This window comes from Enterococcus sp. AZ088 (assembly GCF_051714845.1).
Lineage (GTDB): Bacteria > Bacillota > Bacilli > Lactobacillales > Enterococcaceae > Enterococcus > Enterococcus faecalis.
This window is the reverse complement of sequence record NZ_JBIOSQ010000001.1, coordinates 733067-757477: the sequence shown is the minus strand read 5'-3', so window position 1 is coordinate 757477 and position 24411 is coordinate 733067. Positions and strand designations below refer to the sequence as shown.

23 protein-coding genes are annotated in these 24411 nt (G+C 38.0%); 4 read left to right on the top strand and 19 right to left on the bottom strand.

The genetic code is table 11. The features are described 5' to 3' along the window. Positions 1-30: 30 nt before the first annotated feature. Positions 31-699 (top strand): metal-dependent transcriptional regulator, encoded by a 669-nt coding sequence (locus tag IGL17_RS03705; protein ID WP_002358896.1) that lies wholly within the window; start codon positions 31-33, stop codon positions 697-699. Then, positions 699-2222, top strand: a complete 1524-nt coding sequence (zwf, locus tag IGL17_RS03700) for a glucose-6-phosphate dehydrogenase (protein WP_002355906.1) — start codon at positions 699-701, stop codon at positions 2220-2222. Before IGL17_RS03705 ends, zwf begins: the two co-directional genes overlap by 1 nt. 51 nt (positions 2223-2273) lie before the next feature. Here zwf and ileS read toward each other — a convergent pair whose 3' ends face one another. The 17 genes from ileS to IGL17_RS03615 form a co-directional block, all read right to left on the bottom strand. Next, on the bottom strand, positions 2274-5054 hold the full coding sequence (ileS, locus tag IGL17_RS03695; protein WP_010713806.1) for an isoleucine--tRNA ligase: 2781 nt from the start codon (positions 5052-5054) through the stop codon (positions 2274-2276). A 310-nt stretch (positions 5055-5364) separates the two neighbouring features. Next, the gene (divIVA, locus tag IGL17_RS03690) at positions 5365-6066 is read right to left on the bottom strand and encodes a cell division protein DivIVA (protein ID WP_002355904.1); all 702 of its coding nucleotides are present in this window, start codon (positions 6064-6066) and stop codon (positions 5365-5367) included. 151 nt (positions 6067-6217) lie between these two features. Beyond that, positions 6218-7000: an RNA-binding protein gene (locus IGL17_RS03685; protein ID WP_002355903.1), complete on the bottom strand. Its 783-nt coding sequence runs from the start codon at positions 6998-7000 to the stop codon at positions 6218-6220. A gap of 26 nt (positions 7001-7026) precedes the next feature. Then, positions 7027-7284 carry a YggT family protein gene (locus IGL17_RS03680; protein ID WP_002355902.1) on the bottom strand — a complete coding sequence of 86 codons (258 nt, stop codon included), beginning with the start codon at positions 7282-7284 and terminating at the stop codon, positions 7027-7029. Positions 7285-7312: 28 nt separating this feature from the next. Beyond that, on the bottom strand, positions 7313-7957 hold the full coding sequence (locus IGL17_RS03675; protein WP_002355901.1) for a cell division protein SepF: 645 nt from the start codon (positions 7955-7957) through the stop codon (positions 7313-7315). Between the two features lie 13 nt (positions 7958-7970). Then, positions 7971-8648, bottom strand: a complete 678-nt coding sequence (locus IGL17_RS03670) for a YggS family pyridoxal phosphate-dependent enzyme (RefSeq protein WP_016617987.1) — start codon at positions 8646-8648, stop codon at positions 7971-7973. A gap of 16 nt (positions 8649-8664) precedes the next feature. Next, positions 8665-9897 carry a cell division protein FtsZ gene (gene ftsZ, locus IGL17_RS03665; RefSeq protein WP_002355899.1) on the bottom strand — a complete coding sequence of 411 codons (1233 nt, stop codon included), beginning with the start codon at positions 9895-9897 and terminating at the stop codon, positions 8665-8667. Positions 9898-9923: 26 nt separating this feature from the next. Then, positions 9924-11246, bottom strand: a complete 1323-nt coding sequence (ftsA, locus tag IGL17_RS03660) for a cell division protein FtsA (RefSeq protein WP_002355898.1) — start codon at positions 11244-11246, stop codon at positions 9924-9926. A 173-nt stretch (positions 11247-11419) separates the two neighbouring features. Further along, positions 11420-12544, bottom strand: coding sequence for a cell division protein FtsQ/DivIB (locus IGL17_RS03655; protein ID WP_016617986.1), 1125 nt, complete (start codon positions 12542-12544; stop codon positions 11420-11422). An 8-nt stretch (positions 12545-12552) separates the two neighbouring features. Beyond that, positions 12553-13644: an undecaprenyldiphospho-muramoylpentapeptide beta-N-acetylglucosaminyltransferase gene (gene murG, locus IGL17_RS03650; protein ID WP_002355896.1), complete on the bottom strand. Its 1092-nt coding sequence runs from the start codon at positions 13642-13644 to the stop codon at positions 12553-12555. 4 nt (positions 13645-13648) lie between these two features. After that, positions 13649-15019: a UDP-N-acetylmuramoyl-L-alanine--D-glutamate ligase gene (murD, locus tag IGL17_RS03645; RefSeq protein ID WP_016617985.1), complete on the bottom strand. Its 1371-nt coding sequence runs from the start codon at positions 15017-15019 to the stop codon at positions 13649-13651. Between the two features lie 22 nt (positions 15020-15041). Next, positions 15042-16007 (bottom strand): phospho-N-acetylmuramoyl-pentapeptide-transferase, encoded by a 966-nt coding sequence (gene mraY / locus IGL17_RS03640; RefSeq protein ID WP_002355894.1) that lies wholly within the window; start codon positions 16005-16007, stop codon positions 15042-15044. 27 nt (positions 16008-16034) lie between these two features. Next, complete coding sequence (locus IGL17_RS03635; protein ID WP_010777493.1) at positions 16035-18263, bottom strand: penicillin-binding protein; 2229 nt, start codon at positions 18261-18263, stop codon at positions 16035-16037. After that, on the bottom strand, positions 18263-18670 hold the full coding sequence (ftsL, locus tag IGL17_RS03630; protein ID WP_002358883.1) for a cell division protein FtsL: 408 nt from the start codon (positions 18668-18670) through the stop codon (positions 18263-18265). The genes IGL17_RS03635 and ftsL overlap by 1 nt, the downstream gene beginning before the upstream one ends. Before the next feature lie 16 nt (positions 18671-18686). After that, the gene (gene rsmH / locus IGL17_RS03625) at positions 18687-19643 is read right to left on the bottom strand and encodes a 16S rRNA (cytosine(1402)-N(4))-methyltransferase RsmH (RefSeq protein ID WP_002355891.1); all 957 of its coding nucleotides are present in this window, start codon (positions 19641-19643) and stop codon (positions 18687-18689) included. Positions 19644-19657: 14 nt separating this feature from the next. Beyond that, positions 19658-20143 carry a division/cell wall cluster transcriptional repressor MraZ gene (gene mraZ, locus IGL17_RS03620; protein ID WP_002383402.1) on the bottom strand — a complete coding sequence of 162 codons (486 nt, stop codon included), beginning with the start codon at positions 20141-20143 and terminating at the stop codon, positions 19658-19660. Positions 20144-20376: 233 nt separating this feature from the next. After that, complete coding sequence (locus IGL17_RS03615; RefSeq protein ID WP_002383401.1) at positions 20377-20769, bottom strand: DUF3397 domain-containing protein; 393 nt, start codon at positions 20767-20769, stop codon at positions 20377-20379. A gap of 244 nt (positions 20770-21013) precedes the next feature. Between IGL17_RS03615 and IGL17_RS03610 the strand changes: the two genes are divergently transcribed. Further along, positions 21014-21979, top strand: coding sequence for a magnesium transporter CorA family protein (locus IGL17_RS03610; protein ID WP_002387038.1), 966 nt, complete (start codon positions 21014-21016; stop codon positions 21977-21979). Between the two features lie 67 nt (positions 21980-22046). After that, positions 22047-22157 carry a DUF4044 domain-containing protein gene (locus tag IGL17_RS03605; RefSeq protein ID WP_002383399.1) on the top strand — a complete coding sequence of 37 codons (111 nt, stop codon included), beginning with the start codon at positions 22047-22049 and terminating at the stop codon, positions 22155-22157. Positions 22158-22247: 90 nt separating this feature from the next. Here IGL17_RS03605 and recN read toward each other — a convergent pair whose 3' ends face one another. Both recN and IGL17_RS03595 read right to left on the bottom strand, forming a co-directional pair. Next, complete coding sequence (gene recN, locus IGL17_RS03600; RefSeq protein ID WP_002387037.1) at positions 22248-23921, bottom strand: DNA repair protein RecN; 1674 nt, start codon at positions 23919-23921, stop codon at positions 22248-22250. A gap of 17 nt (positions 23922-23938) precedes the next feature. Continuing rightward, complete coding sequence (locus IGL17_RS03595; protein WP_002358881.1) at positions 23939-24388, bottom strand: arginine repressor; 450 nt, start codon at positions 24386-24388, stop codon at positions 23939-23941. Positions 24389-24411: the final 23 nt, after the last annotated feature.

Here is a 24411-nt window from a genome sequence, read left to right as displayed (position 1 = left end):
GATGATGTTTTTTTGAAAGGATGAGCCCCTATGACACCAAATCGCGAAGACTATTTAAAATTAATTTTTGAATTAGGTGGCGACGAAGTTAAAGTGAATAATAAACAAATTGTTTCTGGACTCGATGTTTCGGCAGCTTCGGTTAGTGAGATGATTTCAAAGTTAGTAAAAGAAGATTTGGTTGAGCATTCTCCTTATCAAGGGGTACAATTAACTGAAAAAGGCTTAAAAAAAGCGAGTACGTTAATTCGCAAACACCGAATCTGGGAAGTCTTTTTAGTAGAGCACTTAAATTACACTTGGAATGATGTGCACGAAGAGGCAGAAGTTTTAGAACATGTTACTTCACAGACGCTTGTGAACCGTTTAGCGGATTATTTAAATCATCCAGAATTTTGTCCACACGGTGGTGTTATTCCCGAAGATAATCAACCCATTCATGAGGAGAAACGCCAAACGTTAACAGACTACCCTGTTGGCACAAAAATTCGGATTGCACGTGTCTTAGACGAAAAAGAATTACTGGATTATTTAGTTTCCATTGATTTAAATATTCAAGAAGAATATACGATTAAAGAAATTGCTGCATATGAAGGACCGATCACCATTTATAATGAAAACAAAGAATTATCCGTCAGCTTTAAAGCAGCAAACACAATTTTTGTTGAGCCGTTGATTAGAGAAAGTGAGGAAAACTAATGAATGAAAAAGTAGCATTATTTACTATTTTCGGGGGGACAGGTGATCTTGCCAAACGCAAATTGTATCCTTCCCTGTTCCGCTTATATAAAAAAGGATTATTAGCTGAGCGTTTTGCGGTGATTGGTACCGCACGTCGGGAATGGACAGACGAATACTATCGTGAAATCGTTCGTGAAACCATTCAAGACTTAAATCCCACGGCCGAAGAGGCGACTGAATTTTCTAGTCATTTCTATTACCAATCACATAATGTGAATGATACGGAACATTATAATACCTTAAAAGAATTATCTGATCGCCTAAATGAACAATACCACTTAGAAGGCAATCATGTTTACTATTTAGCTATGGCTCCTCAATTCTTTGGAACCATTGTTAATCACTTGAAATCACAACATATTATTTCGGAAGAAGGCTTTGATCGTCTAATTATCGAAAAGCCATTTGGTTCTGATTATGAATCTGCCTACGAATTAAATGAAGAAATTCGTGCTGCATTTCCTGAACAAGATATTTTCCGAATTGACCATTACTTAGGCAAAGAAATGATCCAAAATATTTCAGCCATTCGTTTTGCCAATAATATTTTTGAATCACAATGGAACAATCGTTACATTGATAATGTCCAAATCACCTTCGCTGAAAGCTTAGGTGTCGAGGATCGTGGCGGCTATTATGACCACAGTGGCGCACTAAAAGATATGGTTCAAAATCATATTTTACAAGTCGTTGCATTGCTTTCTATGGAGCCTCCTGTTGCCTTTTCTGAAAAAGAAATTCGGACTGAAAAAGTAAAAGCTTTACGTGCCATCCGCCTTTATTCTGAAGAAGAAGCCCTTCAAAATTTCGTGCGTGGACAATACGGCGAAGGTCAGCTAGCTGATCAAACATTTGCAGCCTATCGTGATGAACCAAATGTGGCAGAAACTTCATCCACTGAAACTTTTGTTGCTGGTAAATTTTTAATTGATAATTTCCGTTGGTCTGGCGTCCCTTTCTATGTTCGCACAGGTAAACGATTAACTGAAAAAGGTACACGCATTAACATCGTCTTTAAACAAGTACCTATTAATGTCTTTAAAGATGATACGTGTGAAGAATGCGATAAAACCGATTTACCACCGAATGTTTTAACTATCTATATCCAACCAACTGAAGGATTTTCATTAACCTTAAATGGAAAAGAAATCGGTCAAGGGTTCAATACAACTCCAGTGAAACTTGATTTCCGTCAAAGTGCTGAAATGACTGAAAATAGTCCAGAAGCATACGAAAAACTTCTATTAGACTGCCTAAATGGCGATAGTACAAACTTCTCTCATTGGGACGAAGTTGCCCAATCTTGGCGCATTGTTGACATTATTCGACATGCTTGGGATAAAACAGACGTTTCTTTCCCTAATTATGCCGCTGGCACAATGGGCCCGCAAGCTGCCTTCGACTTATTAGAAAAAGATGGCTTTACTTGGGAATGGCAACCAGATAACTGGTACCGTGACCGCGGTCAACTTGATCAATAAATAAGCCAAAAAAGATCCGCTAGTTAACGACTAGCGGATCTTTTTTCTTGTTTATTCGAATCCTTCAGCAACCGCTTCTGGATAATTTTCTTCAACAATGTGTGCACAACGGCCACAAAGTGTTGGTAATTTTTCATCTGAGCCGACATCTTGACGAACGGAACGACAACGGTCACACGTTTCGCCTTCTGCTTTTTCAACTAAAATAGCCATGTCTTCAAATTGAACAGCTTCACTAGGTGCTACTTCTTTTGATACTTCAAAGTCGGAAACAATTAGTAATTGAGCAATATCTGCATCAACAGCTGTCATTAATTGACGAATTTGTTCATTTGGATAAACGGTCACTTTGGCTTCTAACGATTTACCGATTAATTTAGAATGACGAGCTTCTTCCAACGCTTTTAAGACATTGTCACGGAAATCCATAAAGGCTGCCCATGTATCCATTAATTCTTCTTCATTAGTAAACGTTTCGTAACCTGGGAATTCAGCTAATTGCACATACTCTTCTTCTTCTTGTAAGAAACTCCAAATTTCTTCCGCTGTATGTGGAATAATTGGTGTCAATAATTTTGTTAATGAAACCAATGTTTGGTAGAAAACAGTCTGCATACAACGACGTTGATAATCGTTTTCTGCTTCAATATAAACGACATCTTTCGCAAAGTCTAAATAGAAAGAAGATAAATCTACAGTTAAGAAGTTCATAACCGTTCGATAAATATGCATGAAATTATATTTTTCATAACCATTTTCACGGATTTCTTGAATGACTTGATTTAAACGAACCGTCATGTATTTATCTACAGAACGTAAATCAGCATAAGCTACAGTATGCTCAGCTGGATTAAAATCACTCGTATTCGCTAACAAGAAACGCATAGTATTACGGATTTTCCGGTACACTTCAGATACTTGGTTTAAGATATCCATTGAGACACGCACATCGGCTTCCGCGTCAACACTACTTACCCACAAGCGTAAGATATCTGCCCCCATTTGGTTGATAACTTTTTCAGGTAAGATAGTATTGCCTAACGATTTACTCATCTTACGGCCTTCGCCATCGAGAACCATCCCTTGAGAAATGATTGATTTATAAGGCGCTACCCCATTGATAGCGACACTTGTTGTAATACTTGAGTTAAACCAACCACGATATTGGTCAGAACCTTCTAAATACATATCTGCTGGGAAAGTTAACTCTTCTCTTTCTCGTAAAACTCCTTCATGTGAAGAACCTGAGTCAAACCAAACGTCCATGATATCTGTTTCTTTGGTAAACTCGCCATTTGGTGAACCTGGATGTGTAAAGCCTGCTGGTAGTAACTCTTTTGCTTCACGCATAAACCAGATATTTGATCCATGTTCTGCAAATAAATTCGCTACATGTTCAATTGTTTCTGGCGTAATGATGGCTTCCCCGTTTTCAGCATAGAAGATCGGTAATGGTACACCCCACGCTCTTTGGCGAGAGATTACCCAATCACCACGGTCACGAATCATATTATACAAACGTGTTTTTCCCCAAGGAATTAGCCAGTCAACTTTCTCAACTTCATCTAAAATATCTTGACGGAATTTAGAGATTGAAGCAAACCATTGTGGCGTTGCACGGTAGATAACTGGTTTTTTGGTACGCCAGTCATGTGGATAACTATGCGTAAAGAAATCTAATTTTAATAATGCGCCTTTTTCTTCTAATAACTCAGTAATCATTGGATTCGCTTTGTCATAGAAAATTCCTTCAAAACCAGGTGCTTCATCTGTAAAGACCCCACGGCTGTCAACAGGAGAAATAACAGGTAAATCATATTTACGGCTAACGATATAGTCATCTTCACCATGTCCTGGTGCGGTATGAACTAAGCCAGTCCCGGCATCTAGCGTCACGTGGTCGCCTAGCATAACAAGTGATGTTCGATCATAGAATGGATGTTGAGCTGTCATACGATCTAATTTTTCACCAGAAAATTCTCGCAAGACTTCTACTTCTTCCCAACCAATCGCTTCTTTAACTGTTGCTAATAAATCTTTAGCAATTACAAATTTACGACCGTCTGCCTTCACTTCAACATACGTAAAATCAGGATTAACTGAAATACCTAAGTTGGCTGGTAATGTCCAAGGGGTTGTCGTCCAGATGACGAAGGCTGTCTCGTTATCTAAAAGACCTTTACCATCGACCACATTAAAAGCTACGTAAATAGAAGGTGATTTTACATCTTTGTATTCAATTTCTGCTTCTGCTAAAGAAGATTCACTTGAAGGAGACCAATAAATTGGTTTTAAGCCTTTATAAATATAGCCTTTTTCTGCCATCTTACCAAAAACACGAATTTCTGCTGCTTCATACTCTGGATCTAACGTAATGTATGGATGTTCCCAATCGCCTGACACACCTAAACGTTTAAAATCGTTACGTTGTTTATCGACTTGTGATAAGGCATACTCTTTACATTTTTCGCGATACTCAGCGACAGTCATTTCTTTACGTTTAACCCCTTTATTGGTTAACACTTGCTCAATTGGTAAACCATGGGTATCCCAACCAGGCACATAAGGAGAACGGAAACCAGACATTGATTTTGAACGAATAATAATATCTTTACTGATTTTATTCAAAGAATGTCCTAAATGAATATTTCCGTTTGCATACGGAGGGCCATCATGTAAAACAAAGGTTGGTTTTCCTTCGTTTAATTTTTGACGTTGTTCATATAAGCCTTTTTCTTCCCAGTCTTTTTGCCATTCTGCTTCACGGTTTGGCAAGTTCCCACGCATTGGAAAAGCTGTTTTTCCTAATTGCAATGTTTCTTTCATTTTCATATGCATTTGCCTCGCTTTCATTTTATCGATTTAATTGTGTTAGTTCATACTAAAGATGAACGATAGCTGATAAAAGTAGATAAAAAAAGAGTACTCCATCCCAAGGGACGAAGTACTCGTGTTACCACCCAAATTCAAAGTAGAGTTGCCCCTACTTTCTCTGAAATTGATAACGGTAATTATCCGGCAGTTCCTACTCAAGTGTTCAGAACTGCATCTAGGATAGAGGATCTGTTTAATGCCAGTGTCTGTCAAACTTTCACTATCATTGACTCGCTGCTAAGAATAAACATTAAACGTTCTGTTCTATCTATTTTGATTCTTCTTCAATTGTTTCTTCAGTTACTTCAATTACAGGCTTTTTTTCTACTACAGCATCTGTGTTCTCTTCAGAGTTTACAACAGTTTCATTTTCGTTGTCAAGGTCTTGTTCATCAAGAATTTCCTTAACTGCTGTATGTTTGTCTCCGACATAACTAGAAAAAGGCTTTAAAATCTCTTCCCACTCTTCACTCTTCACTTGCTCTAATTGAGTTTCAAGCATTAAGCTTAAGCGTTGATGGAAGACACGTGTTTTCTTCTTCAAGTCTTCTGTTTCCCCAGCTAATTGACGGGCACGTTCAATTGCTTCTGCTAAGATTTGTGTTGATTTCGCTTCAGCATCTGCAATCATTGCATTTGATTTACGTTCAGCTTCTACCAAGGTTTCTTTGGCTTGGTTATCTGCCGAAGTGATAATCATTTCTGATTCTTTATTGGCACTTGATTTCACTTTATCAGCGGTATCTTGTGCAACAATAATTGATTGGTTCAATGCATCTTTCAATTCATTGAAGTATTGTAATTTTTCTTCTGCGTGTTTTAATGATTTCTCAAGTTCACGATTTTTTTGTAATGCATCTTCATAATCACGTGTGACTTGATCTAAAAAGTCATCTACATCGTCTTGGTTATAGCCTCTCATTTTTGTTGAGAAGTCTTTGTTTTGAATATCTAATGGAGTTAATGCCATATTCCTTCACCTCTTTGGATTATTTTTGTAAAACCCCTTATGAACACATTCTCATACTAATCCTGAAATAGCAAATATCTTACTTTTTTTATTATACACAACTTCGTCTGAATGAACAGCCAAAATGGTTTTCTTAAACAAAAGTTCGAGATTATTTTCTCAATACCCCTAAGAGGACACGAAATTTTTCTTTCTTTGTTTTTCCTTCTAATTCTTGAATCTGAAGGCGCCCAAATCCCCGTATCGAAACAATATCTAATAAATCTAAAGCAAAATCTGGTCGTGTCGTTTCTGTCCAATTGACTTTTACTTTACCAGATTCGATCAATTGTTTTGATCGTTGCCTTGAAATATTAAATACGGCGGAAATCACACTATCCAGCCGCAAAGAGCTCATAGTCGTTCGCTCTTCTTGCCAACCATCCTTCGGTATCAAAATTTGTGTATAATCCCGCTCTTCTAAGCGAACAGTAATTTTACCAATTTTGTCGACTTGGTTAACAACGAAGCCAGCTACTTCTTGTGCTATAAAAACCTGCCACTTATCACCATCGGAAATAATATCTCCAAAGGCTTCCCTACGAACCCCAACATTCATCAAGGTGCCTAAAATTTTCCCATGAGATAATGTCGCAAATTTAGATGGATAAATAATTTCAAATAATACAACACCAAAATCTGTCTCTTCTGGTATGTAATACGCTGGATAAATCAAGCAGCGTTTTCGTTCTGCTTGCTCATAACCACCATAAAAAGTAAACGATAAATCACTGTTTTGTCGAATCAACGTTTCCAAAATATACGCCTGTCTAGGATCAAGAAAGTCTGTCAAATAAGGCGCGTATTGCATCTCCACTTGCTCTAGCCAATCCCCGACAGTGTCAATAAAAGGATGTTCATCTTTGCGGAAATGTTGATACACATTTGCGTTCATAGATAAATCATCCTTTCTAAAAGTTATTAATAAACAATAGCTCGTAAAATGACTGCTAAGCCACCCGCTGCTAGGTTAAGGACAATAATCCCTACCATTACGTTAAATCCAACCATTCCAATCCTTAAATTCAAACGGTCAAACAAACTTAAGTATGGTTCACAAATTCTAGAGAGCAAACGCCCGAAAGCAGAATCATATGCTCCTGGAAACCATGAAAGTAGCGCGTAAATCACTAGTAATCCTGAATAGATTTGAACGCCTTTGTATAATAGAGTAATCAGTGTTGCGATAATAACACCTCCCTAAGGCTTAGAAATCAAAGAATTGTTTGTTGGCTAAAGATTGTGCTGTCGCACTATCAATTTCCATATTCGCTGGTGTGCATAAGAAGATTTCATTGCCAACGCGCTGAATATCTCCGTCTAAAGCATACACAGTACCAGTTAAGAAATCAACGATGCGTCGTGCTTGGTCTTCTTCTACTAATGTAAAATTAACTAGCACGGCTTCTTCAGCAAATAAATGTTTCGCAATGCTCATTGCTTCTGAATACACACGTGGTTCAATAATAGTAATTTTATGTGTTTTTGCATTGGCGGTGCTTTCTTGTGCTCGTCTTGTATTCGTAGTCGCTGATTGATTAGAACTACGCATAGAAACCACTTTTTTCTCTGTGTAAGCAGCTTGTTGTGTGTCTCTTTCTTGATGCGCTTCAGCAGAACGATAGCGTGCAGAAGGTTTTTCAACTACAGGCTCACTTTGTTGTGTATAAGCTGGCTGACTGTAACTTTCCTGTTGTTGAACAGGGCGTTGTGGTTTAGGCCGAGCTGCACGACGCGGTGGTTCATTAACTGCTTTGCGCTCTTCATATTCTTCGTAGTTATCATAATAATCATCTTCTTCGCCAGATAAGCCAAAAAAGCTCGATAACGCATCCTTGTTAAAAATTGACATAAATTCCTCTCCTTTACGCATCTCTGAATAACGCTGTTCCGATTCGTATAAAAGTTGCACCTTCTTCAACTGCGATTGGGAAATCGTTACTCATTCCCATGCTAAGTTCTGTACAAGGAGCAAAAGATAAATGTTTCTCATTTACGGTCATTTGCAGCTCTTTTAATTCTCTAAATGTTGCATGTAATACTTCTTCACTTGCCCCAAAAGGTGCCATAGTCATTAGACCGACGATTTGAATTTTGTCCAAATCAGCAAGTTCTTGAATGAAAGGTAAGACGTCTTCTTTACGAAAGCCGTGCTTGCTTTCTTCCCCAGTTATATTCACTTCAACAAAACAACGAATAACTTTCGTTGCTCTTTTTTGAATTTCTTTGGCTAGACTCAGACTATCTAATGCATGAAAATAATCTATCTCATTAATAATTAATTTTACCTTCCTACGTTGTAAATTACCAATTAAATGCCACTGAATATCATTAAATTTTTCCAATCCAGCTTTCTTTTCTAGTAACTTATCTACTCGGTTTTCAGCTAAATTCTGGACACCAAGCTGAACAAGCTCTGCTGATTCCTCAATTCCTACTGATTTAGTGACGCCAATCATTGTCACATCAGCAACAGAGCGCTGTGAGCTTTTGCATGCTAGCTGAAGTTGATTATTAATATTTGTTAAGTTTTCAGCTATCATTTCTAATCGATGCTCCTTATCGTTTTCTGCGGAAAAATGGTGGCGTACTTAATTCGTCATCATTGTGATTTGGTTCTTCACGGTGGAATGTGTCAAATTCTTTTTTGTCTACTTGTTCTAATGAAGATTCATCAACTTTTGGACGTGTATTTTGTTCTCTGCGAATATCCCAATCGCCAAAAGCACTTGCTTCTTCTTGTGATTTTGGTTGATCCATTTCCACAGATTGAGTTGTTTGTTGCATTGGTTGAACCGCTTGTCTTGTTTGACGGTGCGGTTTTCTATCCTTTTTTGATTCATCAATACCTGTAGCGATTACTGTTACACGAATTTCGTCGCCTAAATCTTCATTGATTGATGTACCTAGGATGATGTTCACATCACCTGAAGCAGCATTTGTAACGATATCTGAAGCATCTTGCGCTTCAAACAAGGTCATATCTAAGCCACCAGTAATGTTTAATAAGACTTGTTCCGCACCATCGATTGATGTTTCTAACAATGGTGAAGAAATAGCTTTTTTCGTTGCTTCAATTACGCGTTCTTCGCCGCTCGCTACACCAATCCCCATTAAAGCTGTTCCTTGGTTTTCCATCACTGTTTTCACGTCAGCAAAGTCCAAGTTTACGTAACCTGGTGCAGTGATTAAATCTGAAATCCCTTGAACACCTTGACGTAATACATTATCAGCTTCTCTAAATGCTTCAAGCATTGGCGTTTTCTTGTCAACGACTTCTAATAAGCGGTTGTTTGAGATAATTAATAGTGTATCAACGTTTTCTTTTAATAAGGCAATTCCTTCAGCGGCAAAACGACCACGTTTTGGACCTTCAAAACTAAATGGACGAGTTACTACACCAACTGTTAAAGCGCCTAATTCTTTAGCGATTTTTGCAACTACTGGGGCAGCACCTGTACCAGTTCCGCCACCCATACCAGCAGTAATGAAAATCATATCCGCGCCTTGTAATGATTCTGAAATCACTTGTTCACTTTCTTCTGCAGCTTTTTGGCCAACTTCAGGTTGTGAACCAGCACCTAAACCACGAGTGTATTTAGGGCCTAATTGAATCACTGTTTCTGCTTTTGAATGTTTTAATGCTTGAACGTCTGTATTGGCTGTGATAAATTCCACGCCTTTAACGTTTTCTTCGATCATACGGTTTACAGCGTTTCCGCCGCCGCCACCTACACCGATAACTTTAATGACTGCACCGTTGTTAATGTTATTGTCTAATGAAAATTCCATGATATCGTATCCTCCTGTTTATGTGATTAGTCGAAAATGTTCGAGAAGAAGTCTTTGATTTTGCCTGTCACTTTTTCACCAGACTCACGTTCGTTGAATTCTTCGTATTCTTCTTGAGGCTGTTCAGCATATGTGTCATAGCGAACTTCTTGTTGGACAGCGACTGATTGTGCTGGTTTCGATTTTTCACCAGGGATTGCATATTTGGCAATGTGATAAATATCGTTTAGTTGCGCTGAATATTCCACAATGCTAATGACATTAGCAAAGACTGGGTTACGTAAGCCCATGTGATTTGGTACGTATAGTTTTACGTTGGCTTCAAAAATCTCTTGCGCCAAATCGACAATACCTGGCATACTAGCGGCGCCACCAGTTAACACAACGCCTCCAGGTAATTCAAACGCATCAATTTCATCCAGAACTTCTTTTGATTTTCTCAAAATTTGTTCCACACGCGCTTCAATAATTTCTGAAAGGTAACGTTCGTCCACTCTTACAGGCTCTGACTTACCGATAACATCAACAGGAAACTCTTCGTTTGCTGAAGTTCTTTCTGGATAAGCATCCCCATAATTAATTTTTAAGGCTTCGGCGTTGTTAAAAGAAGTATTCAATACGATTGAGATATCTTTCGTGATGAACTCGCCGCCTTCTTGGTTAACATGAGTAAATTTCAATTGTTTGTCGTGAATAACAGATGTCGTTGTTTGACCGCCACCCATATCAATGACAATTGTTCCAAAGTCTTTTTCGCCATCTGTTAAAATTGTTTCTGTTAAAGCAAGCGGTGTAATCACTAATTCGTTAATTCCTAAGCCAGCTTTTTCAACACATTTACGGATGTTATGGATGATTGTTTTTGGTCCAGTATAGACAACGCCAAACATCTCCATGCGAACGCCAAGCATTCCACGTGGGTCTTTGATGCCTTCAAAGCCGTCGACGGTAAAGTCTTGCGGTAAGATTGCAACAATTTGACGTTCAGGAGGAGTTGAACGAACCAAAGCTGCAGATGCGACGTTGCGCACATCCTCATCTGTAATTTCTTTTGATTCACTGCTAACAGCTATCATTCCTTGACAGCTTTCTACTTCTAATAAATTCGCTGGTAATCCAACATTTACGCTTTTAATTTGAATGCCGGCTTTTTCTTCGGCTTGTCGAACGGCCCGTTGGATTGCTTGAACTGTTTGATCAATATCGACGACAATCCCTCGATTCAAACCGTCTGATTTTGCATTTCCAACGCCGATGATGTTCATTTGACCTTCAATATATTCAGCGACAACTACTTTGACAGAAGTTGTACCAATATCGAGGCCTACATACATTCCTGTTTTTGCCATGAACGGAATTCCTCCTCCTATTAATTCCAATATCTAAGCGGACAAAGGCGTCCGTTTAACTATCTCTTTTTTAGTATTATTCACTTCTTCCAATTTTACCATAAAAATGGGGGTTTTAGAAAGCAGATTATACGAATTTGTTCGTTAATTTTTGAAACATTTTTGTAAAAAACTTATTCTGCTTGTTGCACTTCTTGATTTTCTCCATTTGTCGGCGTACCGTTATTCGCTTCATCCGTTGCTACGCCTGCATTTGGGTCCACAACTTCTTGATTTTCAACCGCTGAATCTTCGGAAACTTCACTGCCCGTTTCTTCACTTTCTTTTTCATACGGATAAGAAAAAATGCCGACTTCCATATCAACGATTCCAGGTTTGTCCATTTGCTCGGCTACTTGTGAATAATAAGCCATTTTTTCACTTAAATCAGAAATATTAACAATCACTCGATTTCCATCATTCATATAGACATTAATCAAGTCTTTATTGGTTTTTGATGGTGCATATTTAATTTCTGAAATTCCTTGTTTAATTTCTTGAGGTAATTTGTTGTAAGAGGCCATTAATTCAGGGATTAATTTATCCTCTTTGAAATTCTCAAAAATTGGTTTGCCACTTTCAGCAGCTTTGGTGGTTTCCGCCAAAGTTTTACCATTCTCTAAAATCGGATGATAGCCGCCTTTAGTCGCAGCAAGAGCGACAATTTGATACTCTTGAATATCAATTTTAAATGAATTAATACCATTTAACTTAATGTTCGCCTTTTTTATAATTGGAAACTTTTTCTGAATATTTGCAGAAAAATAATTTCTATTTGAATACTGCTCCCATAAGCCACTGCCAGTTTCAAGTTTTGACTGCTGAATAATCGCTTGACTCTCCACACTTTTGTTACCTGAAACTGTTACTTCACTCAATCGACTAAGAGGCGAAACAAAATACAATGCCACTAAAATGGCTGTCCCTAAACAAGTTAAAATAAAGGCTAAACGCCTATATAAGCGCTTGTTCCGTGTTTTCTTAACGTTCGGTAAACGATCTGCAAAATGCTCCTCATCTTCCACTGTTTCTTGTGGAAGATGTTGTTGAGGCTCTTCTTGACTTTGTTCTTGTAAAGTGATGGTGACTTCTGCTTGTTCGTTTTCACCTTTTGAAGCAGCTTCTTCCGCTTGCTTCTTCAAATATTCTTGGTTTTGTTTTTGCCAAGGTGTCAGTTCAGGTTGAGACTCTTCCGATTTTTTTGGAGGTAATGGTTTTCTTTTTTTGAATATATCGTTCTCGTTACTAATCTTCCACACCTCCTATCTCAGACTAACGTTTTCACAACTTGATACAAACGATCACTTGCATCTGGGATGCCTTCCCCTTTGGACGCCGTTGCCATCTGTTGTCTTTTTTCATTGTTTAATAAAATATCATCAATTGCCGCAACTAAACGAGCGCCGGTCAATTCTGCATCTGGAATCATTTCAACAGCACCAACTTTTACTAAGCTTTGCGCGTTTTTCGTTTGATGATCATTCGTGACGTAAGGACTCGGAATTAAAATTGCTGGTAATCCTAATGCGGTGAACTCCGCAATTGAGGTTGCTCCTGCACGTCCCACCATTAAATCGGTATTAGCCATCACTTCAACCATTTTATCAATATACGGTTGCACACTTATGTTTGTCAATTTCTTTTCAGAAAGCTTTAGACTTTCTTGAAGTTCCTGATAATATCTTTCTCCTGAAGCGTATAAAACTTGATACTCTCTCTCTTCAAACAAAGGAAAGGCCTGTTCAAACGCTTGATTGATTTTCAAGGCGCCACGACTTCCGCCAAATAAAACCACCGTTTTCTTTGCTGGATCCAAGCCAAACTCTGATAAAATAGCTGACTTTTCCACCGTTACGACTTCTTGTCCCCGCGGGTTCCCTGTTAAAATTGTTTTTTCTTTCGGGAAAAAACTAGCGACATCTGGAAAACAAATCGCAATTTTATCCACATAACGACTTAAAAATTTATTTGTCATTCCAGGGATACTATTTTGTTCATGAATAATTGTCGGTATTTTCAATTGATGGGCCGCATAAACCACTGCACCAGAAACATAACCGCCTGTACCAATGACCACATCTGGTTGAAATTCACGAATAATTTTTTTTGCTTTATTAATGCTTGTTAAAAATAAATAAATTGTTTTAAAATTTTGAGGACTTAGCGAACGCTTGAATCCTTGAATTTTAATCGTTTTAAATGGAATTTTCGCCTTTGGCACAATTTGACTTTCTAAACCATTTTCTGTTCCCACATACAAGAATTCTGTTGCAGGTGCTTCTTTTTTGACGTGTTCGACGAAGGATAACGCAGGATAGATATGCCCACCTGTGCCACCACCAGTTACTAGTATCTTCATTTTCTCACATTTCACTTTCTTTTAATTGTTGAACAGCTTGCATAAAGGCTTCCCCGCGTACTTCAAAATTCGGGTATTGGTCCCAACTTGCGCAAGCAGGTGATAGTAAAATAGTATCATCTTTTTCCGAATAATCAAAGGCAATGGTAACCGCCGTTTGAACATTTTCAGCAAATAAAATTGTTTCAATGTTCGCTTTTTTAGCAGCTTCCGCCAATTTTTCTTTGGTTTCTCCAAACAAAACAATTGCTTTGAGTCCCAACAGGGCAGGAATCAATTCATCAAATGAGTTACCGCGATCCAAGCCACCCGCAAGTAAAAGTAGCTTTTGGTTGTCAAACCCACTTAACGCCATCTCTGTAGCTAAAATATTGGTTGCTTTTGAATCGTTATAAAAACGTCTTTGCTGAACTTCGCCAACAAATTGCGTTCGATGGGGAACGCCTGAAAAGTTTTTCAAAGTTTGTCTAATTTGAGCATTCGATACATTTTTTAATTTAGCTACACAAATCGCTGCGAGTGCATTTTCAATATTGTGACTGCCAGGAATACCTAACTCATCGGCGGGCATAATATATTCTTCATTAAAATATAATTTCCCATCTAAAAGATAAGCCCCTTCTACTGCTTCTTTCGTTGAAAAAGGCAATACGTTGGCAGCTGTGGTTTTGGCTAACGTTTGAAGCTCTACTTGATTCCAATTTAAAATCAAGGTATCCTCTGCGGTCATGTTTTTTTGAATGGCCCATTTTGCAGCAACATATTCTTTCCGCGAACCATGATAATCCAAGTGTGCTTCAAAAATATTTGTAATTACTGCAATTTGTGGGTGAAACGTCTCAATTCCCATTAACTGAAAACTAGAAAGTTCCATCACAAGATCATCCTTGGCTGTTGCTTCTTGAGCCACCGTACTCGCTGGAAAACCAATATTTCCCGCCAAACGTGCCTCACCAGCCGTTCTGTCAGCATTTAGCAGTAAACCAATCATCGTGGTCGTGGTTGTTTTACCATTGGTGCCCGTAATGCCGACAATTGGACATTCGGCAATTTGACCTGCTAATTCCACCTCAGTTATGATAGGAATTTTCCGAGTTAGTGCTTCTGCCACAAGTAGATTTGTATAAGGAATACCAGGATTTTTAACGATTAGTTCAAATTCTTCATCCAACAATTCAATTGGATGCCCCCCTGTAACAACACGAATACCCAAGGTTAATAAATCTTGGGCGTCAGGGTTTTGATCAAATTGTTTTGCGTCATTAACGGTAACGAGCGCACCTAACTCATGTAAGAGTTTCGCTGCGCTGACACCACTTTTAGCTAGTCCTAAAACCAACACTTTTTTGTTTTGATAGGTTGTTATTTTTTTCATTGTCAATTTCCCCTTTGATAGATTAGAAAAGAATCCATAATGTGATTCCTGAACAGATTAAACCGACAGACCAAAAGACAAAATCAATTTTCCATTCAGACCAACCACACATTTCAAAATGGTGATGAATTGGTGACATTTTAAAAATCCGTCGACCAAATAATTTAAATGAAGCAACTTGTAAAATAACACTTGCTGTTTCACAAACGTAGACAAGTCCAATTAAAAGTAGCGTCCATTCTTGATGCAAAATAATTGAAATTGCTGCTAACAATCCACCTAATGCTAATGAACCAACATCACCCATGAAGATTTTTGCTGGTTTTCTATTATAAGGGAAAAAGCCAATCAGCCCACCAATCACACTTAGGCAGATAATCACAACATCAAATTGTTGTTGTTTCCAGGCAATAATTGCATAAGTACCAAATGAAATTGTTCCTAAACCAGCAACTAAGCCATCAATCCCATCTGTCAAATTCACGGCATTAGAAAAACCGACTAACCAAAAAATAATAAACACGCCATAAAAAATACCTAACGGAACTTCTGCTACTCCAAACAAATCTAAGGTGTCTGAAAAGCCTTCACTTCGATAAACAAAGTAGAAAACCAACCCACCAAAAATTTGACCAATTAATTTTTGACGAGAATTCAAGCCCATGTTCCGTTTTTTAAAGACTTTAATGAAATCATCTAAATAACCTAGCAAACCGTATAATACTAAAATAAATAGAATAATTAGTAGAGACGGCGTAAATTGGTGGAAAAACAACCCCATTGCTAATGAAGTAATCAAGCTGGCTACAAGGAAAACGACTCCCCCCATTGTAGGGGTACCTGTTTTCACGCTATGCCAAGTCGGGCCATCTTCACGAGTAACCTGCCCTTGTTTTTTCATTTGAAAATAGCCAATGAATAGTGGCATTACGCTCACTGTAATGGCAAAACTCACCACTATGGGAATAAAAATCTGTGTCCACTCCATGTTATCTCTCCTAATTATTCTACGTTATTATTCTGTGCCTTCTAAAGTCACGGTTAATTTTTTCTCCGTAATTTCAGTTTCAGCAGCGATACTTTGTTTCGTCACATAGCCTTCACCTTTAAACTCGACAGTCAAACCTAATAGATCGCCAAACTTGGTAACATCGCTCTTCGACCAGCCGGTTAAATCAGGCATATAGTTCGTTCCATTTGTGATCAAAATCAATTTCTGATTAGGCATTAATGTTTGACCAGACGGCGTTGATTGTTTCTTGATTTTTTCACCATCGCCGATAATCACAGGATCAACCCCGTTCACTTTGGCATTGGCCAACGCTTCCGCTGGTGTCATGTTTTTATAATCAGCAACTGTGACTTTATCAGAAGCTACTTTCGTTGTTTCCGGATCTGTCTCTTTAATGTCTAACGCTAATTTCATTAATGGATTTGCAATTGCCGCCATTGCTTCTGAAGGCGAACCTGATTTTGCTTGTCTCAGTGTAATATACAAAACATATTCAGGATTATCCGCTGGGACCATTTCCACTACAGAAGACAAGACTTGACTTGCTCCATCAACGTACCCTTTACCATCTGAAATCTGCGCAGTTCCTGTTTTGGCAGCAACATGATAGCCTGGTACTTTATAAATATCATACGCAATCCCGTAAGTCGGGTCTTCAACAGTATCAATCATGTACGTACGAATCTGTTGAGCTGTTTGCGCTTTGATTGGGGTTCCTACGATTTGTGGTTCCGTAATCGTTTCTTTTCCTGTATTTTTGTCAACAATTTTGCTGATGTAATGAGGTTGCAACATTGAACCGTCATTTGCAATAGCTGAGAAACCTTTCATCATTTGGAAATTAGTAACCGTAATCCCTTGACCAAAAGCTGAATTGGCCCGATCAACAATATTATTATCTGGAAGTTTCCCAGTGTGTTCTGAAGTTAAACCTGAATGTGTGCTTGAACCAAACCCAAATTTTTTCAAATATTCGACCCACTTGTCGCCACCCATTCGTTGTTCCAAGTTCACCATTCCGATATTACTAGACCAAGAAATAGCTTGACGATAAGTTAAAGACGTTTTGTCTTTTAAATTGCCGACATCATGGTCGTTAATCGTGGTGTCACCAACAGTGATACCACCTATACGGTTAAATGATTCATTTGGATTAAACAATCCTTGCTCAATGGCCGCCGCCGACGTAAATAATTTAAGCGTTGAGCCAGGTTCATACGGACTTTCAACCAATAGGTTCTGCCACGTGCCATTATTGTCTAATCCTTGTTTCGTTTCAGGATTAAATGTTGGCCGTTGAGACATGGCAACAATTTCGCCTGTTTTTGCTTCCATTAACATGGCAGTCATGGAAACTGGTTCATATTTTTCATTAACTTGCGTCATTAAATCCTCTAAGGTATTTTGCAAGCGACTATCCAGCGTTGTGTAAATATCTTGACCATCCACTGCTTTTTTCTCTTCCGCCACAGTTCCTGGTAAGGCATTACCGTAAATATCTTTTTCAAAATACACACGGCCATCGGTTCCGCTTAAAATATCATTATAGGCCTGTTCTAGTCCCATCGCGCCTACTAAGCCTTCTTTATCATCATCTGGATTGGCTGCTTTTGTATAGCCAATAAAGTGAGAAGCAAACTGCCCATTGGGATATAATCTGGCTGGATGTTCATTGAAATAAACACCTGAGATTTTTTTCTTTTTCAAATCTGCTTCAATTTTTTGGCGTGTTTCCAAGGTGATGTTTTGACCACCTGTACCAAATTCCACTTGATATTGTGTTGACCCATCTTCATGGATCCCATTATTCAAGTATTTCAATGCTGTTTTTTTGTCTAGTTTGGTATATTTCGCTAAAATTTCAGCAATATCATCGAAGTCTTTTTTCTCCGCATATAGCTTTTCATTATTTTGTCCCGTATATTTTTTTGATAATACGACATATAACGAATAGGAAGTAGCATCTTCTGCGATTGGATTACCATATCGATCTAAAATTGATCCTCGCTTAGCTTTTACCACTTGGCTTCCTTCATATAGAGAAGCTGTTTTTTCCTTTAGTGATACACCGGCTACTTTGCCTGTTGCCACAATGTATGTCGTTCTAAAGGCAAATAAAAAGAACAATCCAATACTCGTAGCGAATAAAATGATGCCTACTTTTTTACGATTGTTCATCGGATTTAAGTTTTTCTTTTTCATGAATTGTTTAAATTTATGTCTTTTACTCATTATTTAACAGTCCTAACATTGTCGCCGTTATTTTCTAGTCCTTGCTTTTTAGCGACATCTTTGATTCGATCTGATTTAGAAAGTTCGCTTCTTTCTTGTTCCAATTTCAAAGCGTTATCTTCCTTTTCTTTAATGACTGCTTGTGTTTCTGTAATATCGTTCATGGTTTGGACAATTGTCGTTCTTACTTGAATTGTCGCAATTGCAATACCAATCGTTGCACAAACTAATACAACACCGATTAATTTTTCTAGTAAAGAGACATTTTTTAGTTTCTTTTTGGGTAATAGAGTGGGGACAGGTAGTGTTTCCTCTTGCATTTTTCTGTCTTGCTCTGTTGCCACAGTTGGCTGATCCATTTCTGGTGCTTCATAATGGAAATCATTTACTTTCTTCAATTCAGCCATGTGTCTACCCCTCTCTCTATCTAGATTTTATTTTTTCGGCAATGCGTAACTTCGCACTTCGTGAACGATTATTCTCAGATAACTCACTGTCACTTGGTAAAATTGGTTTTCTGGTAATTACTTTTAATTCTGGTTGAAATTCTTCTGGTACCACTGGAATGCCTGGTGGCAAATCTTGTACCGTACTGTATTCTTTAAACATTGTTTTAACAATACGATCTTCTAACGAATGGAACGTAATCACACTGATTCTGCCATTTTTCGCTAGCAAATCAATTGCTTGTTCTAGCGACTCTTCAACTGCCCCTAATTCATCATTAACGGCAATGCGAATTGCTTGGAAAATTCGTTTTGCAGGATGTCCACCTTTGCGTCTTGCTGGAGCTGGAATCGCCGTCTTAATAATCTCAACGAGTTCACCTGTTGTTTCAATTGGTTGCTTTTCACGAACACGTTCAATTTCTCGAGCAATCTGTTTCGAAAATTTCTCTTCCCCATAACGAAAGAAAATTTTTACTAACTCACTATAGCTATACGTATTCACCACTTCGCGAGCCGTCAAGGGTGCGTCTTGATCCATGCGCATATCTAAGGGCGCGTCTTGATGATAGCTAAAACCACGTTCTGCTTCATCTAATTGTGGTGAAGAAACACCTAAATCGTATAGAATCCCATCAACATGGAACACCCCGTGTTCTGCCAATTCTTCTTTAATATTTCTAAAATTTGATTTGATGAAGGTCACTTGACCTTTGTCTACATATTTCTGCAAACGAGTCTTAGCATGTGCCAACGCTTTTTGGTCTTGATCAAAGGCATATAAATGACCGTGCTCATTCAATTGTGTCAGTAAGTATTCACTATGTCCGGCACCACCGAGTGTGCAATCTACGTATACGCCATCCGGCTTCACTTGTAATCCATCCACTGTTTCTTTTAAAAGAACGGTGTAATGGCGAAATTCTTCAGTCATCATTTGCCTCATTCCTAAAATCCAAAATCAATCATTGTTTCTGCTAATTCATCAAAGTTTTCTTCAGCTTCATCAGAGAATGCATGCCAACGTTCGTCACTCCAAATTTCAATTCGGTTAGAGACGCCAATAACAACACAGCCTTTTTCTAAACTGGCATGTGTTCGTAAATTCGCCGGAATATTGATACGACCTTGCTTATCAATCTCACATTCTGTTGCAGCGGAATAAAAGAATCGTACAAAGGTACGTGCATCTTTCTTAGCTAAGGGCATTTCTTGAAGTTTTGCTTCAAGTTGTGACCATTCATTTAAAGGATAACCAAATAAACAGCCATCCATCCCTCTCGTTACCACAAATTTTTCACCAAGTTCCTCACGAAACTTTGATGGAACGATTAGGCGGCCTTTGGCATCGATATTATGTTGGTATTCACCCATAAGCATAGCCAATACACCCGCTTTTCCACTTGATAGAACAAGTCTACCACATCCCACCACTTTCTACCACTATAAATCTAAAAACTTCTATTTTTTAACTGTTATTTAAAATTTCTGTAATATTTACAGGGTTTTATGTAACAAGCATCACCCAACAAAAAATGTTATTATAACAAGGTTTTTACTATATTTTTTATAAAATAACCCCACAAATAACAAAAAAACCCCACGGAGTGGGGAGTTGTGGGGGACATTTTCCCACAGCGTATTTCCCCTATTGTCTCCACGCTTTATTACAGTAGATAATGACTGATATTTAGCAAGATAAGCAACACATACAACACAAACGTTAGTAAAAACGTCAACCGCCAAAACATCTTGAAATATCGTCTATATAAAATCTCTCCATAATAATAAGCTTGAAACAGGGCAACAGCGACTCCTAATAACAAAATAGAAATCACAAAATACGGCATAATCGATTCATCATAACTATCTTTGGATAACTCATGGATCCCTATGAATAAAAACGGAATGGCCAAATCCGGTGCTTTTATTTTCCAACGTTCCGTTAGGGAAAAAGTGGACACGAGAAAATTGCACGCAAAGAGCACAATTACCGGAAAAATATACCAAAATAACATTATTGCCGAAAACGACACCATTCTCTCAACAAATCCTTTCATTCCACCTGCTATAACTATACTTCATCAACGTTACACAGATGTTTCATTTCGTTTAAATATATGTGCTAAAAGCCCTTTTTGCTTGCTTTTTCATATAAAAAACGGATTACTTATCAAACCATTTTCAAAACGAGGCCTCACCTATCGCGGCCACTTATTTTTGAATGTTTTTTATAAGCTTTTCTTCTCGTATTGTGTCATACTTCTATTATAATGGATTTAGAACAAAAAATGTTGATTCGGGGTGAATCTTTTGATTAATTATTTATTATTGAAAAATGACTATTTTGAACCTTGTTCACCAGACGATGAAGCCCTAAGTTGGATTTCGGTAGAATCTCCTACAGAAGAAGAAATCGAGCGTCTCGTCAATCAATACCACTTACCAACAGATTATCTTACCGGCGTTTTAGATGATGAAGAAAATGCTCGAGTGGAAGGCTTCCGCCACGAAAAATTACAAACGCCTACGTTACTTTTATTTCGTTATCCCAAAGCTAGTATCAGTCCTAGTGGCTATCTGCAAGTAGAAACGGTGCCGATTGCTTTAATCGCAACCATCGATAACAAACTAATTACTGTTAGCAACGGGCCTAACGACATCGTTCATGGGATTCAAAAAGAGGCGTTCACCCATCAAGATCTTTCTATTGAGAAGGCCTTAATTTTAGCCCTTTCATGGAAGATGGCCCTTTCCTTCAATAAAAACTTACAAGCACTTATCCAACAAACCAACAAACTTGAAGGAGAGCTCCAAGTAGCCACAGAAAATAGTCAATTGTATCAGATTATGGACATTCAAAAAAGTCTAGTTTATTTCGAAGCAGCTTTAACGGATAATTTAAAAGTATTAAAACGTTTATATAGCGCTGAAATTTTTAATCATCCAGAAAAACATTTGCCATTTTTAAGGGATATTCTGATTGAACTAGAACAAGGACTGAATACGACTAAAATACAACTAAAATTAGTTGATAACATTAGTAATACTTTTTCAGCAATCGTTTCAAATAACTTAAATAATGTCATGAAAATTTTAACATCCTTAACAATTGTCCTGACCATTCCGACCATCATCGGAGGAATTTACGGCATGAATGTGAAACTCCCTTTTGCAGAGCATGAATATTCTTTTTGGATTATTTTTGCCATCACTACCTTAATCTGCGTAATTAGTATTCGAATTTTAAAGAAAAAGAATCTCTTATAACTTTAGGTTGCTGTTTTCAGGAAAAGGTTGTACACTATTAGCAGAAATTAAAAAGGACGTGTCATTTATGAACGACAAAGAACAAAGTCGCTTTTCAAAAATCACGAAAGTCGTGGTTTGGCTAATGCTGATCGCAATTGTAGGTTCAACTGTTTTAACAGCGATTCTTAGTCTTTAAACTGGAGAACTTTTTCACACATTAAAAGTAAAAAAACAGCCCCTTCTATCAATTGAAAGGGCTGTTTTTTTACTTGCTCAAATAGAGCGGCTATTTTTTCGCCATCGCCAACAGCTCTTGTGCATGTTCAATGGTTAATTTCGTAATTTCACTTCCTGCGAGCATACGCGCAATTTCGTTTACTCGCTCTTTTTCAGATAAAATTCGGACGCTTGTTTCTGTCCGCCCCGCCACAATTTCTTTTTCAATAAAATAATGTTCATCGGCAACGGCCGCCACTTGTGGCAAGTGCGTGATACACAACACCTGCGAATTTTCTGAAATTTGATAAATTTTATCGGCAATCGCCTGTGCTACTCGGCCACTAACTCCTGTATCCACTTCATCAAAAACAATACTAGTGATCCCTTGCGTTTGAGAAAAGATTGTTTTCATAGCCAACATCACTCGCGAAAGTTCTCCGCCAGAAGCCACCCGAACTAACGGTTTTAATGGTTCCCCTGGGTTAGTAGTAATATAAAATTCTACTCCGTCTAAGCCATTTTCTTGTAAATGCTCAAGTTCTGTAAAGCGGACTTCAAATTCAGTTCGCTCCAAATATAGTTCTTTTAATTCGGTTAAAATTTGTTGTTCGAGCTCTTTGGCTAGGCGCTTTCGTTCTTTTCGTAAAGCTAACGCTTGTTGATGAGCCGCTTGTTGTTTCTCTGCAAGCAACGCTTCTAAGTCACCTGTACCGCCTTCCAAAAAATCAGCCTCTGCTAACTCTTTGGTGATTTCTTCATAGTAAGATAAAATCGTTTCGATTGAATCGCCATATTTACGTTTCATTTGACGGATTAATTCCAAACGATTTTCTACTTCATTCAAGCGGCCTTCGTCTAGTTCTAAGCCATCAATCAACCTAGAAAGATCTCCACTGGCTTCTTGTAGTAAGTAGTAAGCATTTTGAACAGTATCTGACAATGTTTTATATTCTGAATCAAGGGATTCAATCGAAGCGAGTTCATTCATACTTGTTCCGATTTTATCCAAACTACTATCGTCTTCACCATTTAGCGCGGCATAACTAATCGTCAGTGCATCAGCAATCTTTTGAAAATTGTTCAGTTTATTGCGTTCTTCTAACAATTGTTCTTCTTCGCCAGCGACTAACTGTGCACTAGCAATTTCATCACTTTGAAAATGAAGCATGTCCATTCTTTGGGCAAATTCTTTTTCATTTTTTTGTCGCTTTCTGACTTTGGCTTCGAGTGCGCGATACTCTTGATACGCCTGTGTATATTTTTCTTTGACTGCTAAAAGTTTTTTCCCACCAAATTCATCTAACATATCAATATGGCGTTCACTTTGCATCAATTCTTGATGTTCGTTTTGGCCATGAATATCTACTAAATATTCCCCAATTCTTTTTAAATTAGTAATGTTGACAATCCGTCCGTTGACACGGCAAACATTTTTACCAGAAGCGGAAATATCTCGTTGAATCACTAAAGAATCTTCTTCTGTTTCAATACCTAATTCTTCTAATAATTTCTTTAATTCTTGACTTTTCGGCATTGAAAAAAGTCCTTCTAAGGTGCATTTATTTGCTCCTTGACGAATATAGTCACTGGAGCCGCGTCCGCCTGTGAGTAATCCCATTGCATCAATAATGATGGATTTCCCCGCACCCGTTTCTCCCGTTAAAACGGTCATACCCATTTGAAACTCTAATTGTAACGAAGAGATAATCGCAAAATTTTTCACGGAAAGTTCTTGTAACATCTTGTTCACCTCATTCTTTATAGATAGCTTAACAGCTCTTTATGAAGTTTTTCTGCTGCTTCCTCAGTTCGTGCAATCATGAGGACACTATCATCATCGTTGATGACGGCAAAAAGTTTCTCTTGGTAATTCTTTTCGATTAAACTACCACACGCCGCCGCATTGCCAGGAATGGTTCGTAATACGACATATTTTTCCATTTGTTCTGCAGCTACAAAGGCATCTTTTAAAAGCTTTGCAAGTTTAGCACTCGTATTAGCTTGTGTTTCTAATGGAAGGCTATATCGATAACCCCCTTCTGCAGATGGAACTTTGATCAGTTTCATATCTTTAATGTCGCGAGAAATTGTTGCTTGTGTTACAGCTACGCCCTTTTCTTGTAAGTAGTTGACAAAATCTTCTTGCTTTTGAATATTTTTTTCAGTCAATAAACGTGTAATTAAACGGTGTCTATCTTGCTTTCTCATGGCGCCGCTCTCCTTTTCAGTTT